This is a genomic window from Streptomyces sp. NPDC060064 (genome assembly GCF_042736455.1).
In the GTDB taxonomy this organism is placed as follows: domain Bacteria; phylum Actinomycetota; class Actinomycetes; order Streptomycetales; family Streptomycetaceae; genus Streptomyces.
The window spans coordinates 64,605-77,300 of the sequence record NZ_JBHWWF010000019.1; the positions used below are offsets into that span (position 1 = coordinate 64,605).

At 71.8% G+C, this 12,696-nt stretch carries 12 protein-coding genes; 10 read left to right on the top strand and 2 right to left on the bottom strand.

Annotation, left to right across the window (positions count from 1 at the left end; all coding sequences use genetic code 11):
• Positions 1 to 165: 165 nt before the first annotated feature.
• The gene (locus ACFWDI_RS22695) at positions 166 to 1,818 is read left to right on the top strand and encodes a hypothetical protein (protein ID WP_385306356.1); all 1,653 of its coding nucleotides are present in this window, start codon (positions 166 to 168) and stop codon (positions 1,816 to 1,818) included.
• On the top strand, positions 1,815 to 2,987 hold the full coding sequence (gene mycP, locus ACFWDI_RS22700; RefSeq protein WP_385306358.1) for a type VII secretion-associated serine protease mycosin: 1,173 nt from the start codon (positions 1,815 to 1,817) through the stop codon (positions 2,985 to 2,987). The genes ACFWDI_RS22695 and mycP overlap by 4 nt, the downstream gene beginning before the upstream one ends.
• Here the strand turns inward: mycP and ACFWDI_RS22705 are convergent.
• On the bottom strand, positions 2,974 to 3,573 hold the full coding sequence (locus tag ACFWDI_RS22705) for a serine hydrolase (RefSeq protein ID WP_385306360.1): 600 nt from the start codon (positions 3,571 to 3,573) through the stop codon (positions 2,974 to 2,976). The two genes, mycP and ACFWDI_RS22705, sit on opposite strands and share 14 nt — an antisense overlap.
• Before the next feature lie 23 nt (positions 3,574 to 3,596).
• Here ACFWDI_RS22705 and ACFWDI_RS22710 point away from each other — a divergent pair, with 23 nt between their 5' ends.
• Entirely contained in the window at positions 3,597 to 4,328 is a 732-nt protein-coding gene (locus ACFWDI_RS22710) for an SseB family protein (RefSeq protein ID WP_385306361.1), read from the top strand.
• Positions 4,329 to 4,345: 17 nt separating this feature from the next.
• Here the strand turns inward: ACFWDI_RS22710 and ACFWDI_RS22715 are convergent, their stop codons facing one another.
• Positions 4,346 to 4,708 carry a DUF1844 domain-containing protein gene (locus ACFWDI_RS22715; RefSeq protein ID WP_327322390.1) on the bottom strand — a complete coding sequence of 121 codons (363 nt, stop codon included), beginning with the start codon at positions 4,706 to 4,708 and terminating at the stop codon, positions 4,346 to 4,348.
• 354 nt (positions 4,709 to 5,062) lie between these two features.
• Between ACFWDI_RS22715 and infC the strand changes: the two genes are divergently transcribed.
• From infC to pheT, 7 genes are all read left to right on the top strand, one after another.
• On the top strand, positions 5,063 to 5,749 hold the full coding sequence (infC, locus tag ACFWDI_RS22720) for a translation initiation factor IF-3 (protein WP_385306363.1): 687 nt from the start codon (positions 5,063 to 5,065) through the stop codon (positions 5,747 to 5,749).
• A gap of 121 nt (positions 5,750 to 5,870) precedes the next feature.
• Positions 5,871 to 6,065, top strand: a complete 195-nt coding sequence (rpmI, locus tag ACFWDI_RS22725) for a 50S ribosomal protein L35 (RefSeq protein WP_005319593.1) — start codon at positions 5,871 to 5,873, stop codon at positions 6,063 to 6,065.
• Positions 6,066 to 6,174: 109 nt separating this feature from the next.
• On the top strand, positions 6,175 to 6,567 hold the full coding sequence (gene rplT, locus ACFWDI_RS22730) for a 50S ribosomal protein L20 (protein ID WP_326648697.1): 393 nt from the start codon (positions 6,175 to 6,177) through the stop codon (positions 6,565 to 6,567).
• Positions 6,568 to 6,733: 166 nt separating this feature from the next.
• Complete coding sequence (locus ACFWDI_RS22735) at positions 6,734 to 7,573, top strand: TrmH family RNA methyltransferase (protein ID WP_385306365.1); 840 nt, start codon at positions 6,734 to 6,736, stop codon at positions 7,571 to 7,573.
• A 98-nt stretch (positions 7,574 to 7,671) separates the two neighbouring features.
• Positions 7,672 to 8,793 (top strand): ATP-binding protein, encoded by a 1,122-nt coding sequence (locus ACFWDI_RS22740; protein WP_385306366.1) that lies wholly within the window; start codon positions 7,672 to 7,674, stop codon positions 8,791 to 8,793.
• A gap of 115 nt (positions 8,794 to 8,908) precedes the next feature.
• Complete coding sequence (gene pheS / locus ACFWDI_RS22745; protein ID WP_385306367.1) at positions 8,909 to 10,036, top strand: phenylalanine--tRNA ligase subunit alpha; 1,128 nt, start codon at positions 8,909 to 8,911, stop codon at positions 10,034 to 10,036.
• A complete protein-coding gene (pheT, locus tag ACFWDI_RS22750) occupies positions 10,036 to 12,564 on the top strand; it encodes a phenylalanine--tRNA ligase subunit beta (RefSeq protein WP_385306369.1) in 2,529 nt (842 codons plus the stop codon). The genes pheS and pheT overlap by 1 nt, the downstream gene beginning before the upstream one ends.
• Positions 12,565 to 12,696 lie beyond the last annotated feature (132 nt).

The window sequence follows — 12,696 nt, forward strand, 5'->3', positions numbered from 1 at the left end:
GGATTACCGCAGGGTAGGGGGATGTTCTGGGCAGATCCTCCCGGACCCCCGGTCACGTTGCCGCGGGGTGCGTTCCAGCCCGTAGAGTGACCGACACGCGGTGACGAACGGGCCTGCCCGGAAAGGCGAACCGTCGGTGTCCGTGGACGAAGAACAGGGGGCGGGATGAGCACGGAGGCGCAGCGCCCTCCCGGCCCGGCCTCGTCCCAGCCCGACAACGGTGAGACGGCGCCCGCCACCTCGCGTATCACCGATGCCCTGGTCCCGCCGGAGACGGCGCCGAGGGCGCTCCGCGCTTCCGGCATCACGGAACTCCTGCCGACGGATCCGCCGCCGCCCGCGCGTCCTGATGCCTCTCCGGCCGTGGAGCCCGAGCGCCACGGTGCGCCCGGTGGGTCGGACCGGCTTCCGTCGACGCCGAGCGGGTCCGGCGCCCGGCCCGCTGCCGGGGGTGTCGCCATCCCTAGGCCGTCGGGCGGAGCCGACGCCGGCCGTCCTGCCTCACCTGGAACCGGCCGGTCGTTCGCTTCCCCGTCCACGCCGACCGAGCCCGCTGCCGGCGGCCACCGGGCGGGTCGGCCCTCGGCCTTCCCGTCGATGCCGAGCGCACCTGCCGCCGAGCCCGCTGCCGGCGGCCACCGGGCGCGTCGGCCCTCGACCTTCCCGTCGACGCCGACCGCGCCCGCCGCCGAGCCGCTGCCGCCCGGTCTGCCGCCGCGCCCCGACACACCCCCGCCCGGGACAGCCACCTCCGCCGAGCGGCCCGTGCCGCCGCGCCCCGACACGCCCCCGGACGAGACCGGCGTGCCCGCGGTCGAGACCACCACCCGGCTGCGGCCCATCTCCGCACCCCGACGCGCGCCGGCGTCCGCGCCCCTGCCGCCCCAGGCGCCGCCCCGGCCCACCGCCCCGCCCACCCGGCGCAGGCCCGTCGGGTCCGTCGATCTCACGCCGCGGCCCGGTGCCGGGCGGCCGGCCGCGCACACGATTCCCGGCCCTCGCTCGTGGGCGCCGCCGGAGACGCCGGTCGAGATGACCACCCGGCTGCGCCCGGTGCGCACCCGGCACCCCGGGCGCACCCTCGGCGCCGTCGCCTGTGTCGTACTCGGGCTCGGGCTGATCGGCGGCGCGGCCACCGGCACCTGGCTGACCGGCGACTCGAACGCGGACCCCGCCGCCCGTACCGGCTACACCGAGGCGCGCACCCTCTGGCACAGCGTCCCCGTGGACACACTCTTCCCGCGCACCCTCAACGGCGACGGCGCAGGTCCCGGCGGCGCGGACCGGGTGTGGACCCGGATCGCCGTCGCGCCCGACGGCGGCTGCGCGACCGCGCTCGATCCGCTGCTGCTCAAGACCCTGGCGCCGGTCGGCTGCACGCGGGTACTGCGCGCCACCTACACCGACGCCACCACCAGCAGCGTCACCACGGTCGGCATGATCTTCACCGAGGCCGATATGAAGGCGATGAACGCGCTGGCCGCCCGCTTCACCTCGGAGGGGCTCGACGAGCGCCCCGATCTGATGCCCCGCACCCTCCCGGCCAAGAGCACCGTCGCCGACGGGTTCGGCAAGGGACAGCGCGCGAGCTGGACCGTGAGCGTGCTGACCGACGCGCCTGTCGTCGTCTACGCCGTGACCGGCTTCGCTGACGGGCGCGCCGTCACCGACCCCCAGCCCGCCGACGAGGCCAAGGCCGAGGGCGCGACCTCCGCGCCGGCCCAGGCCGGCCTCGGCCACGAGGCCAAGGGAATCGCGGACCGTATCGAGGCCGGTCTGCGCAAGACCGTCCGCATGGCCACGGAGAAGCCCGAATGACATGTCGCCGCCACCGCTTCGCCGCCGCCCTCGCGGCCGCCGCCTTCGTGCTCCTGCCGGCGACACCCGCGCACGCGGACGCGATCCGGGCCCAGCAGTGGGCGCTCGACGCCATGAAGACCGACCAGGCCTGGACCACCACCAAGGGCAGCGGCATCACGGTCGCCGTCCTCGACACAGGTGTCGACGACAGTCACCCGGACCTCGCCGGCACCGTCCTGCCCGGCAAGGACTTCATCGGCTTCGGCGCGCAGCGCGGCTCACGCGCCTGGGCCCGCCACGGCACCGCGATGGCCGGCATCATCGCCGCTCACGGCCATGGTTCCGACCGCGAGGACGGTGTCATGGGCATCGCTCCCGAGGCGAAGATCCTCCCGGTCCGGGTCATCCTCGAAGGCACCGACAAGGCCCGCGACAAGGCCCGCACCTCCCGCGGCAACGCCCTTGCCCAGGGCATCCGCTGGGCCGCCGACCAGGGCGCCGACGTCATCAACCTCTCCCTCGGCGACGACAGCGAGTCCGCGCACCCGGAAGCGGGCGAGGACGCCGCAGTGCAATACGCCCTCGCCAAGGGCTCCGTAGTCGTCGCCTCGGCCGGCAACAGCGGCGAGAAGGGCGACCACATCTCGTACCCCGCCGCCTACCCCGGCGTGATCGCCGTCACGGCCGTCGACCGCTTCGGCACCCACGCCGCCTTCTCCACCCGACGCTGGTACGCCAGCGTCAGCGCCCCCGGCGTCGACATCGTCATCGCCGACCCCGACCGCAAGTACTACCAGGGCTGGGGCACCAGCGCCGCGTCCGCGTTCGTCTCCGGCGCGGTCGCCCTGGTGCGGGCCGCCCACCCCGGCCTGGCCCCCGCCCAGATCAAGCAGCTCCTCACCGACACGGCTCGCGGCGGCGGCGGCAAGAGCGGCCGCGACGACGCCAAGGGGTACGGCATGGTCGATCCGGTCGCCGCGCTCAAGGCGGCGGCGAAAATGCGCCCCACGGATCTGAAGGCGGCCTCTGCGGGCTACGGCAAGCGGTACTTCGGCTCAGGTCCCGTCGCCGTGAAGGAGGACGCGGAACCGGCGGGCTGGCTCGCCCCGCTCGCCGGAGGCGTCGGCGCCCTGCTGCTGGCGGGAGCCGTGGTGCTCTGGCGCGGCGGCCGGGTCAGCAGGAACTGACCGCCGCCCGCACCGCCTCCTCGACGTGCGCGATGCCTGCCTCCTTCGTCGGATGCCCGTCGGAGAGCACCGCGATCGGACGGCCCCCGGCCCGCCCGACGGAGTGGACGACCCACAGCCCGGTGTCGCGCATCGGCATCCAGCCGTTCTTCAGCGCCCACTCACCGCCCGCGGCCGACACCCCCCAGTTCTGCCCGTCGACCACCTGCTCCATCAAGGAGCAGAGATACGGGTAGGGGCCGCCGAACACAGCCCGCATCAGGGTGAGCTGATCCCGCGCGGTGGTCCGGGTCAGCCCCCACGCCGACTCCGCCCGGGTCCCGGTGAGCCCGAGCCGTCCATGCGCGGCGTCCAGCCCGGCCGCGCCGCCGATCGTCTCCCACAGCACCGACGCCGCGTCGTTGTCGCTGCGCACGATCATGGCGCGGGCGAGCGACCGCTCCCGCGCGGTCAGGCCGCGCTCCTGCTGCAGCAGCGCGGCCAGAATCGAGACCTTCACGATGCTCGCCGAGGGATACGTCCGCTCATCGCCGTACGACCGGTCGGGCGGGGCGACCGAGACGGCGACCGAGACACTGGCACTCATACCAGGGAGGTTAGGGTCGACCTGTGGCGCTCAAGAACATCCCGGACCCCGGATTCTCCGACGACGACGGCACGGCCGACCCGGCACTGACGTCGGCCCTCGCCGCCTGGGCGGACGACAGAACCGCCGTACGGCCGGTCCTCGAGGCCCTCCGCACCGCCCGGCTGCTGGTCCCCGTCGTCGCCGTGCTCGGCGAGGTCGAGGAGGACGAGAACGGACTGCGCCGCGAGAAGACCAGCGATATGGCGGTGCCGACGCTGACTGCGGGCGACCGCCGCGCGCTGCCCGCCTTCACCTCGATCGCGTCGCTCGCCCGCTGGAACCCCGAGGCCCGCCCCGTCGCCGTACCGCTGCACCAGGCGCTGCAGGCGGCGGCCCACGAAAAGGCCGACACGCTGGTGCTCGACCTGGCGGGCCCCGTCCCGTACCAGCTGACCGGCCCGGCGCTGCTCGCCCTCGCCGAGGGCCGTACGAACGCCGACCCGCTCCAGGACCCCACGGTCATCGCCGCGGTGACGGCCGCGGTCGCCGCCGAGCCCGCGGTGCTCCGCGCGCATCTCGGCCCGGGCGGCGCGGACGGCACCCTCGCCCTGGTACTCGCGCGGGACGCGGTCCCCGCCGAGGCGGCCCGGCGCGTCGCCGAGGCGCTGGCGGCGGACGACGCACTGAGGGCCCGCCTGGTGCGGGGCCTCGACCTGGCGCTGCTGCCGGCCGAGGCCACCCCTCCGGGCGAGCCCCTTTTCGTACGTGAGTAACTGCTGAGCTGTGCGCCCTAGCCGTACACGGGTCCGGTGTACTTCTCGCCCGGACCCTGGCCCGGCTCGTCCGGCACCAGCGACGCCTCGCGGAACGCCAGCTGCAGCGACTTCAGTCCGTCACGCAGCGGCGCCGCATGGAAGGAGCTGATCTCGGTCGCGCTCGCGTCCATCAGACCGGCCAGCGCGTGCACCAGCTTGCGGGCCTCGTCCAGGTCCTTGTGGTCGGCGCCGTCCTCGGTCAGGCCGAGCTTCACGGCGGCGGCGCTCATCAGGTTCACCGCGACCGTGACGATCACCTCGACGGCAGGGACCTCCGCGATGTCGCGGGTCATGTCATCGAAGCCGGGAGATTCATTGGGGCTGGTCGCGTCGCTCATGACGCACACGATAGGCCCCGGCGGGCCGCGACCGGCTGCTGACCCCAATTAGCCCTGCATAGCCGAAGCTGCTAACCTTGTGTAACGACCGGCCGGACACGTGTGTGCTCGGCCCACAAGTGGAGGCTCCGATCTCCCACCTGGCTGTCCTTCTGGGCGGCGGGTCACCGGTCAGGCGGCGCCCATCGTTCCGTACGGACGATGGAAGTCGCCCGATGTGCGCCCCGCGGTTGACCGCGGCGGTGCTCCGGTATTCACGGAGCTGCCGCCTGTGTCCCGTCCGGGGCATTTTTCATTATCCGGTGCGGTTGGTCTTACGAAAACAGACGTTACGCGGCTGCCTGCCAGACATCCGTGTGGTGCTACTTAGGAGGATCCATCAGCGCCGAGCCCCGCATCAACGACCGGATTCGCGTTCCCGAAGTGCGACTTGTCGGTCCCAGCGGCGAGCAGGTCGGGATTGTTCCGCTTGCCAAGGCCCTCGAGCTTGCGCAGGAGTACGACCTCGACCTGGTCGAGGTCGCGGCGACCGCCCGCCCGCCCGTGTGCAAGCTCATGGACTACGGGAAGTTCAAGTACGAGTCGGCCATGAAGGCCCGTGAGGCGCGCAAGAACCAGGCGCACACGGTCATCAAGGAGATGAAGCTCCGGCCGAAGATCGACCCGCACGACTATGACACCAAGAAGGGTCACGTCGTCCGGTTCCTCAAGCAGGGCGACAAGGTCAAGATCACGATCATGTTCCGTGGTCGTGAGCAGTCCCGCCCCGAGCTTGGCTTCCGCCTGCTGCAGCGTCTCGCTTCCGACGTCGAGGACCTCGGCTTCATCGAGTCGAACCCGAAGCAGGACGGCCGGAACATGATCATGGTTCTCGGCCCGCACAAGAAGAAGACCGAGGCCATGGCCGAGGCGCGTGAGGCCCAGGCCGCCCGCAAGGCGGAGCGTCAGGGTTACACGCACGAGGAGTCGGCGGACGAGGTCGCGGAGGCTCCGGCCGAAGCACCCTCCGAGACGCCCTCCGAGACGCCCTCCGAGACGTGATCCAAGGGGCTGCCACCCAGGCGGCCCCGGGTCCCGCCCGGAACCCACAAACCAAGATCTGACGCTCCTGTTGTCCGGTGTCCGCACCGGGGAGCGCCACTGACGAGGAGATAACGGCGCGATGCCGAAGAACAAGACGCACAGCGGTGCCAAGAAGCGCTTCAAGATCACCGGCTCCGGCAAGGTGCTCCGTGAGCGCGCCGGCAAGCGCCACCTGCTCGAGCACAAGCCGTCCAAGCTGACGCGTCGCCTCACCGGCAACGCCGAGATGGCCCCGGGTGACTCGAAGACCATCAAGAAGCTTCTCGGCAAGTGACGCTCGTGTCCCCGGCTCCCGGGGACACGAGCCGAGACCGGGACCAATTCGTTTCCGGGCCGGGGTGAGTCGAACTCTCAATCCCAGCCCCGCTACAAGGAGTTAACAAGTGGCACGCGTCAAGCGGGCAGTCAACGCCCACAAGAAGCGCCGGGCAATTCTCGAGGCCGCCAGCGGTTACCGCGGTCAGCGTTCGCGCCTGTACCGCAAGGCCAAGGAGCAGGTCACCCACTCCCTGGTCTACAACTACAACGACCGCAAGAAGCGCAAGGGCGACTTCCGTCAGCTGTGGATCCAGCGCATCAACGCCGCTGCCCGCCAGAACGGCATGACGTACAACCGCCTCATCCAGGGTCTGAAGGCCGCCAACATCGAGGTGGACCGCAAGATCCTGGCCGAGCTCGCGGTCAACGACGCCAACGCGTTCGCCGCGCTCGTCGAGGTCGCCCAGAAGGCGCTTCCGAGCGACGTCAACGCCCCGAAGGCCGAGTCGGCGGCCTGACGGCCGCGTCCAGCCGACCGGACCCGCAGGCCTTGGGCCTGCGGGTCCGGCGTGTTTGGCGTTGTTTTCGGGGATGGCCCCGAACCCCCGTCGGCTTCCGGGCGGGGGCACCCACGCAGTCCGTCCGGGCCGACCCCGGAACCCGAATCAGAGAGCCGCAGGCGACATGGGCACCCCCGAGCTGATCTCCCCGCGATCCCCGCGTGTCACCGCCGCCCGGCGGCTTGCCAAGCGCGCCTTCCGCGGCAAGGAACGGCTGTTCATCGCCGAGGGCCCGCAGGCCGTGCGCGAGGCCGTCGCCCACCGCGGTCCCGGCGGCGAGCCCACCCTGGTCGAGCTCTTCACCACCGTCGAGGCCGCCGAGCGGTACGCGGACATCGTCGACGCCGCCCATGCCGCGGGGGCCCGGGTGCACCACGCCTCCGACGCGGTGCTCGCGGAGGTCTCGCAGACCGTCACTCCGCAGGGCCTGGTCGGGGTCTGCCGCTTCCTGGACTCGCCGTTCGAGGAGATCCTCGCGGCGCGGCCCAAACTCGTCGCCGTCCTCGCGCACGTACGCGACCCCGGCAACGCCGGCACCGTACTGCGCTGCGCGGACGCCGCGGGCGCCGACGCCGTCGTCCTCACCGATGCCTCCGTGGACCTCTACAACCCCAAGTCCGTGCGGGCCTCGGTCGGTTCGCACTTCCATCTGCCCGTCGCGGTGGGCGTGCCCGTCGAGCAGGCCGTCCAGGGGCTGCGCGCCGCCGGAGTGCGCGTACTTGCCGCCGACGGCGCGGGCGACGACGACCTGGACGACGAACTCGACGCGGGCACCATGGGCGGCCCCACCGCCTGGATCTTCGGCAACGAGGCCTGGGGCCTGCCGGAGGAGACCCGCGCGCTCGCGGACGCGGTGGTGCGCGTCCCGATCCATGGAAAGGCCGAGAGCCTGAACCTCGCGACCGCCGCAGCCGTATGTCTCTATGCCTCGGCGCGTGCCCAGCGCGCAGGCAGTGCTCGCTGACCAGCAGTACTCGCTCAGGGGGTCCGCTCCGTCACTTCCAGCTAGTAGGGTGACGGGCTCGGGGGCCCACTGCACCGTCGGAGAGGTGGGGTACGGGGATGGCTGTCGGGACGAGCAGGCCCGCGGGGACACACGGGGCGTTGCTGTGCCATTCCGACGGCTCCGACATGTACGGGATCGACCCCGACGACCTTCCCGACGGACTGGTCGTCGCCGACGAGACCGGCCGGGTGATCTGCTTCAACGACGCGGCCGTACGGATCACCGCCGTGTCCAAGGCCGATGCGCTGGGCCTGCCGCTGGAGCACGTGCTGCCCCTGGAGGACCTCAAGGGCTGCCGCTGGTGGACGCTGACCGATCCGTACGGCGGACTCGCCACTCGTGTCGGCCAGCCCGAGCGCAATCTCCTGCTGCCCGGCGGCCGTGAGGTGCTCGTCTCCGCCCGCTATGTGCGCGAGCGCCCCACCGGCCCCCTGCGCAGGCTGGTCATCAGCCTGCGCGGCACCGAGGCCCGGCGCCGTACCGAACGCAGCCATGCCGAGCTGATCGCCACCGTCGCCCATGAACTGCGCTCCCCGCTCACCTCCGTCAAGGGGTTCACAGCGACGCTGCTCGCCAAGTGGGAACGCTTCACCGACGACCAGAAGCGGCTGATGCTCGAGACCGTCGACGCCGACGCGAACCGTGTCACCCGGCTGATCGCGGAGCTGCTCGACATCTCCCGTATCGACTCCGGACGGCTCGAAGTGCGCCGCCAGCCCGTCGATATAGCGGCGGCCGTCGGCCGGCACATCCAGGCCCACATAGCCAGCGGCCAGCGGCCGGACCGGTTCTTCGTACGCATCCAGCGGGAGCTGCCCGATATGTGGGCCGATCCGGACAAGATCGACCAGGTACTCGGCAATCTGCTGGAAAATGCGGTGCGCCACGGCGAGGGAACCGTCACCATCGAGGTGGCACCGGCATCCGCGAAGGACGACGAGAAGGGAACGGCCGTCACCGTGAGCGACGAAGGTCCCGGCATCCCCGAGGAGTCGATGGGCCGTGTCTTCACCCGCTTCTGGCGGGGAAGCAAGCGCGGCGGTACGGGCCTGGGTCTCTACATCGTCAAGGGCATCGTCGAAGCGCACGGCGGGACGATCACCGTCGGCCGTGGACCCGGCGGCGGCGCCGAGTTCCGATTTATTCTGCCCGTCGGCGCCCCGGCTTACCTGGCCTAGGCAGCCCGCGGGCTCATTTGCCTCTCCACACCCCGTTAGACTCGTTCTTTGGCACCTTTGCGTCCTCGGTCGACGAGCGGGGGCCCCAGCCAGCCCATCGGAAGTACGGGAAGAGATGTCCGCACCCAATAAGTCGTACGACCCTGTTGAGGTCGAGGCACTGAAACCGGAAGAGATCGAGCGCATGCGGGACGAGGCGCTCGCCGCCTTCGCCGCCGCCGGCGACCTCGACGCTCTCGCCCACGCGAAGGTCGCGCACACCGGTGGTGCCTCACCGCTCGCGCTCGCCAACCGGGAGATCGGCGCGCTGCCGCCGCAGGCCAAGGCCGAGGCCGGCAAGCGCGTGGGCCAGGCCCGCGGGGCCGTGAGCAAGGCCCTCGCCGCCCGCCAGGCCGAGCTGGAGGCCGAGCGCGACGCCCGGGTGCTCGTCGAGGAGGCAGTGGATGTCACGCTGCCCCACGACCGGATCCCGGCCGGCGCCCGCCACCCGCTCACCACGCTCATGGAGCGGCTCGAGGACGTCTTCGTATCCATGGGGTACGAGGTCGCCGAGGGCCCCGAGGTCGAGGCGGAGTGGTTCAACTTCGACGCCCTGAACTTCGTGCCCGACCACCCGGCGCGCCAGATGCAGGACACCTTCTTCGTCCAGGGCCCCAAGGGCACCACGGACGACGAGTCCGGCATCGTGCTGCGTACCCACACCTCGCCGGTCCAGGCCCGCACCCTGCTCGACCGCGAGCCGCCCGTCTATGTCGTCGTCCCCGGCCGCGTGTACCGCACCGACGAGCTGGACGCGACCCACACCCCGGTCTTCCACCAGATCGAGCTGCTCGCTGTCGACGAGGGCCTGACCATGGCCGACCTCAAGGGCACGCTGGACCATATGGTCCAGGCGCTCTTCGGCCCGGACATGAAGACCCGGCTCCGCCCGAACTTCTTCCCGTTCACCGAGCCGTCCGCCGAGATGGACATGGTCTGCTACGTGTGCCGCGGCGAGTCCGTGGGCAACCCGGACCGGCCCTGCCGCACCTGCGGCAGCGAGGGCTGGATCGAGCTCGGCGGCTGCGGCATGGTCAACCCGAAGGTGCTCATCGCCTGCGGCGTCGACCCCAACAAGTACAGCGGATTCGCCTTCGGGTTCGGCATCGAGCGGATGCTGATGTTCCGCCACAACGTCGAAGACATGCGAGACATGGTCGAGGGTGACGTCCGGTTCACTCGGCCGTTCGGGATGGAGATCTGATGCGCGTCCCGCTTTCCTGGCTGCGGGAGTACGTCGACCTGCCGGCGACGGAGACCGGCCGTGACGTCCAGGCCAAGCTCGTTTCCGCCGGCCTCGAGGTCGAGACCGTCGAGCAGCTCGGCGCCGGGCTCAAGGGCCCCCTCGTCGTCGGCCAGGTGCTGACCATCGAGGAGCTGACGGAGTTCAAGAAGCCCATCCGCTTCTGCACCGTCGACGTCGGCATGGCCAACGGCACCGGTGCGCCGCAGGAGATCGTCTGCGGCGCGCGCAACTTCTCCGTCGGCGACAAGGTCGTCGTGGTCCTGCCGGGCGCCGTCCTGCCCGGTGACTTCGCGATCGCCGCGCGTGATACGTACGGCAAGACCTCCCACGGCATGATCTGCTCCGGCGACGAGCTGGGCATGGGCGACGACGGCAGCGGCGGCATCATCGTGCTGCCGCCGGAGTACGAGGTCGGCACCGACGCGATCGAGCTCCTGGAGCTCGTCGACGAGGTACTCGACATCGCCGTCACACCCGACCGCGGCTACTGCCTCTCGATGCGCGGCGTCGCCCGCGAGACCGCCATCGCGTACGGCCTGCCGCTGCGCGACCCGGCGCTGCTCGACGTCCCCGTCCCGAACTCCTTCGGCTACGTGGTGAGGGTCTCCGACCCGATGGGCTGCGACCGCTTCACCGCGCGTACGGTCGTCGGCCTCGAGCCCGAGGCCCGCTCCCCGATCTGGCTGCAGCGCCGGCTGCAGAAGGCCGGGATGCGCCCGATCTCGCTCGCTGTCGACGTCACCAACTATGTGATGCTCGAGCTCGGCCAGCCGCTCCACGCCTACGACCGCTCCCGTCTCGACGGGCCGATCGGAGTGCGCCGCGCCGAGCCCGGCGAGAAGCTCACCACCCTCGACGGAGTCAACCGCGTCCTGGACGCCGAAGACCTGGTCATCACCGACAACCGCGGGCCGATCGGCCTCGCGGGCGTCATGGGCGGCGCCAACACCGAGATCGCCGACTCCGAGACGGACGCCGAGACCGGCCAGGTCCGGGGCACCACCGAGGTCGTCATCGAGGCCGCGCACTTCGACGCGATCACCATCGCCCGTACCGCGCGCCGGCACAAGCTGGCCTCCGAGGCGTCCAAGCGCTTCGAGCGGGGCGTCGACCCGCAGGCCGCGGCTGCGGCCGCGCAGCGGACCGTCGACCTGCTGGTGCTCCTCGCGGGTGGCACCGCCGAGGCCGGCGTCACCGAGATCGTCGCGCCGTCCGCGCCTCGTACGATCTCGATGCCGGCGGACCACCCCGACCGCGTCGCGGGCGTCGACTACGGCCGCGAGACCGTCGTACGCCGCCTCCAGGAGGTCGGCTGTGACGTCTACGGGCAGGACGAACTGGTCGTCACCGTCCCGTCCTGGCGTCCCGACCTGAGCGAGCCGAACGACCTCGCCGAAGAGGTCATCCGGCTCGAGGGCTACGAGAACCTGCCTTCGACGCTGCCCACGCCGCCGCCCGGCCGTGGGCTCACCGGACGGCAGCGGCTGCACCGCCGCGTCGGCCGCGCGCTGGCCGGCGCCGGCTGTGTCGAGGCGCTGAACTACCCGTTCATCGGCGAGCAGATCCTCGATCAGCTGGACATCCCGGCGGACGACACCTGCCGCCGGCTGGTCACGCTGGTCAACCCGCTCTCCGACGAGGAGCCCGCGCTGCGCACCACGCTGCTGCCGGGACTGCTCGGCGCGCTGCGCCGCAACGACGGCCGCGGCAGCCACGATCTGGCCCTCTTCGAGACCGGCCTGGTCTTCAAGGCTCCCACGGAGGAGGGCATCGCGGTGCGGCTGCCCGTCCATCGCCGCCCGACCGACGAGGAGATCGCCGGACTGACCGGTGTGCTGCCGGTGCAGCCGCGCCATGTCGCGGTCGTGCTCGCCGGTGCGCGTGAGCAGGCCGGCTGGTGGGGCAAGGGCCGGCCGGCCACCTGGGCCGACGCGGTCGAGTCCGCCCGCTCGGTCGCGCGCGAGGCCGGGGCCGAACTGATCGTCCGCCAGGGCCAGTACGGTCCGTGGCACCCGGGCAGGTGTGCCGAGCTCGCCGTGGTGATCGACGGGGCGGAGCAGACCGTCGGATACGCCGGTGAACTGCACCCGCGCGTGGTGAAGGCCCTGCATCTGCCCGCGCGCACCTGCGCGATGGAGCTGAACCTGGACCTGGTGGAGCAGGCGTCTCAGGGCCCGCTCCAGGCGCCGCGGATCTCCACCTTCCCGGTGGCGACCCAGGACGTCGCGCTCGTCGTCGACGAGCAGGTGCCGGCCGCGGAGGTCGAGAAGGTACTGACCGAGGGAGCGGGTGAACTGCTGGAGTCCATCCGGCTGTTCGACGTCTTCACCGGGGAGCAGATCGGCGAGGGCAAGAAGTCGCTGGCGTACGCGCTGCGGTTCCGTGCCGCCGACCGGACGCTGACGGTCGAGGAGGCCTCGGCCGCCCGCGACGCGGCGGTGGCGCTCGCCGCCGAGCGCACCGGGGCGGTACTGCGCGGAGCCTGACCGCTCCCTGCCTGTTGAGGGGCGGGGCCCGCCCCCCCCGCGCGCCCCCCCAACCAAGAGGGGGGTAAAATGGGGGGGGTGGCCAACCCCCCCCCCCCGGCGGCCAAAAAAAACCCAGCGCAAAAAAAAAAA

Excerpts from the sequence above, each read along its gene's own strand:
- mycP (WP_385306358.1), top strand. The coding sequence starts at position 1,815 with ATGACATGTCGCCGCCACCGCTTCGCCGCCGCCCTCGCGGCCGCCGCC.
- pheT (WP_385306369.1), top strand. The coding sequence starts at position 10,036 with ATGCGCGTCCCGCTTTCCTGGCTGCGGGAGTACGTCGACCTGCCGGCG.
- ACFWDI_RS22735 (WP_385306365.1), top strand. The coding sequence starts at position 6,734 with ATGGGCACCCCCGAGCTGATCTCCCCGCGATCCCCGCGTGTCACCGCC.
- ACFWDI_RS22715 (WP_327322390.1), bottom strand. The coding sequence starts at position 4,708 with ATGAGCGACGCGACCAGCCCCAATGAATCTCCCGGCTTCGATGACATG.
- ACFWDI_RS22695 (WP_385306356.1), top strand. The coding sequence starts at position 166 with ATGAGCACGGAGGCGCAGCGCCCTCCCGGCCCGGCCTCGTCCCAGCCC.
- rpmI (WP_005319593.1), top strand. The coding sequence starts at position 5,871 with ATGCCGAAGAACAAGACGCACAGCGGTGCCAAGAAGCGCTTCAAGATC.
- ACFWDI_RS22705 (WP_385306360.1), bottom strand. The coding sequence starts at position 3,573 with ATGAGTGCCAGTGTCTCGGTCGCCGTCTCGGTCGCCCCGCCCGACCGG.
- pheS (WP_385306367.1), top strand. The coding sequence starts at position 8,909 with ATGTCCGCACCCAATAAGTCGTACGACCCTGTTGAGGTCGAGGCACTG.
- ACFWDI_RS22740 (WP_385306366.1), top strand. The coding sequence starts at position 7,672 with ATGGCTGTCGGGACGAGCAGGCCCGCGGGGACACACGGGGCGTTGCTG.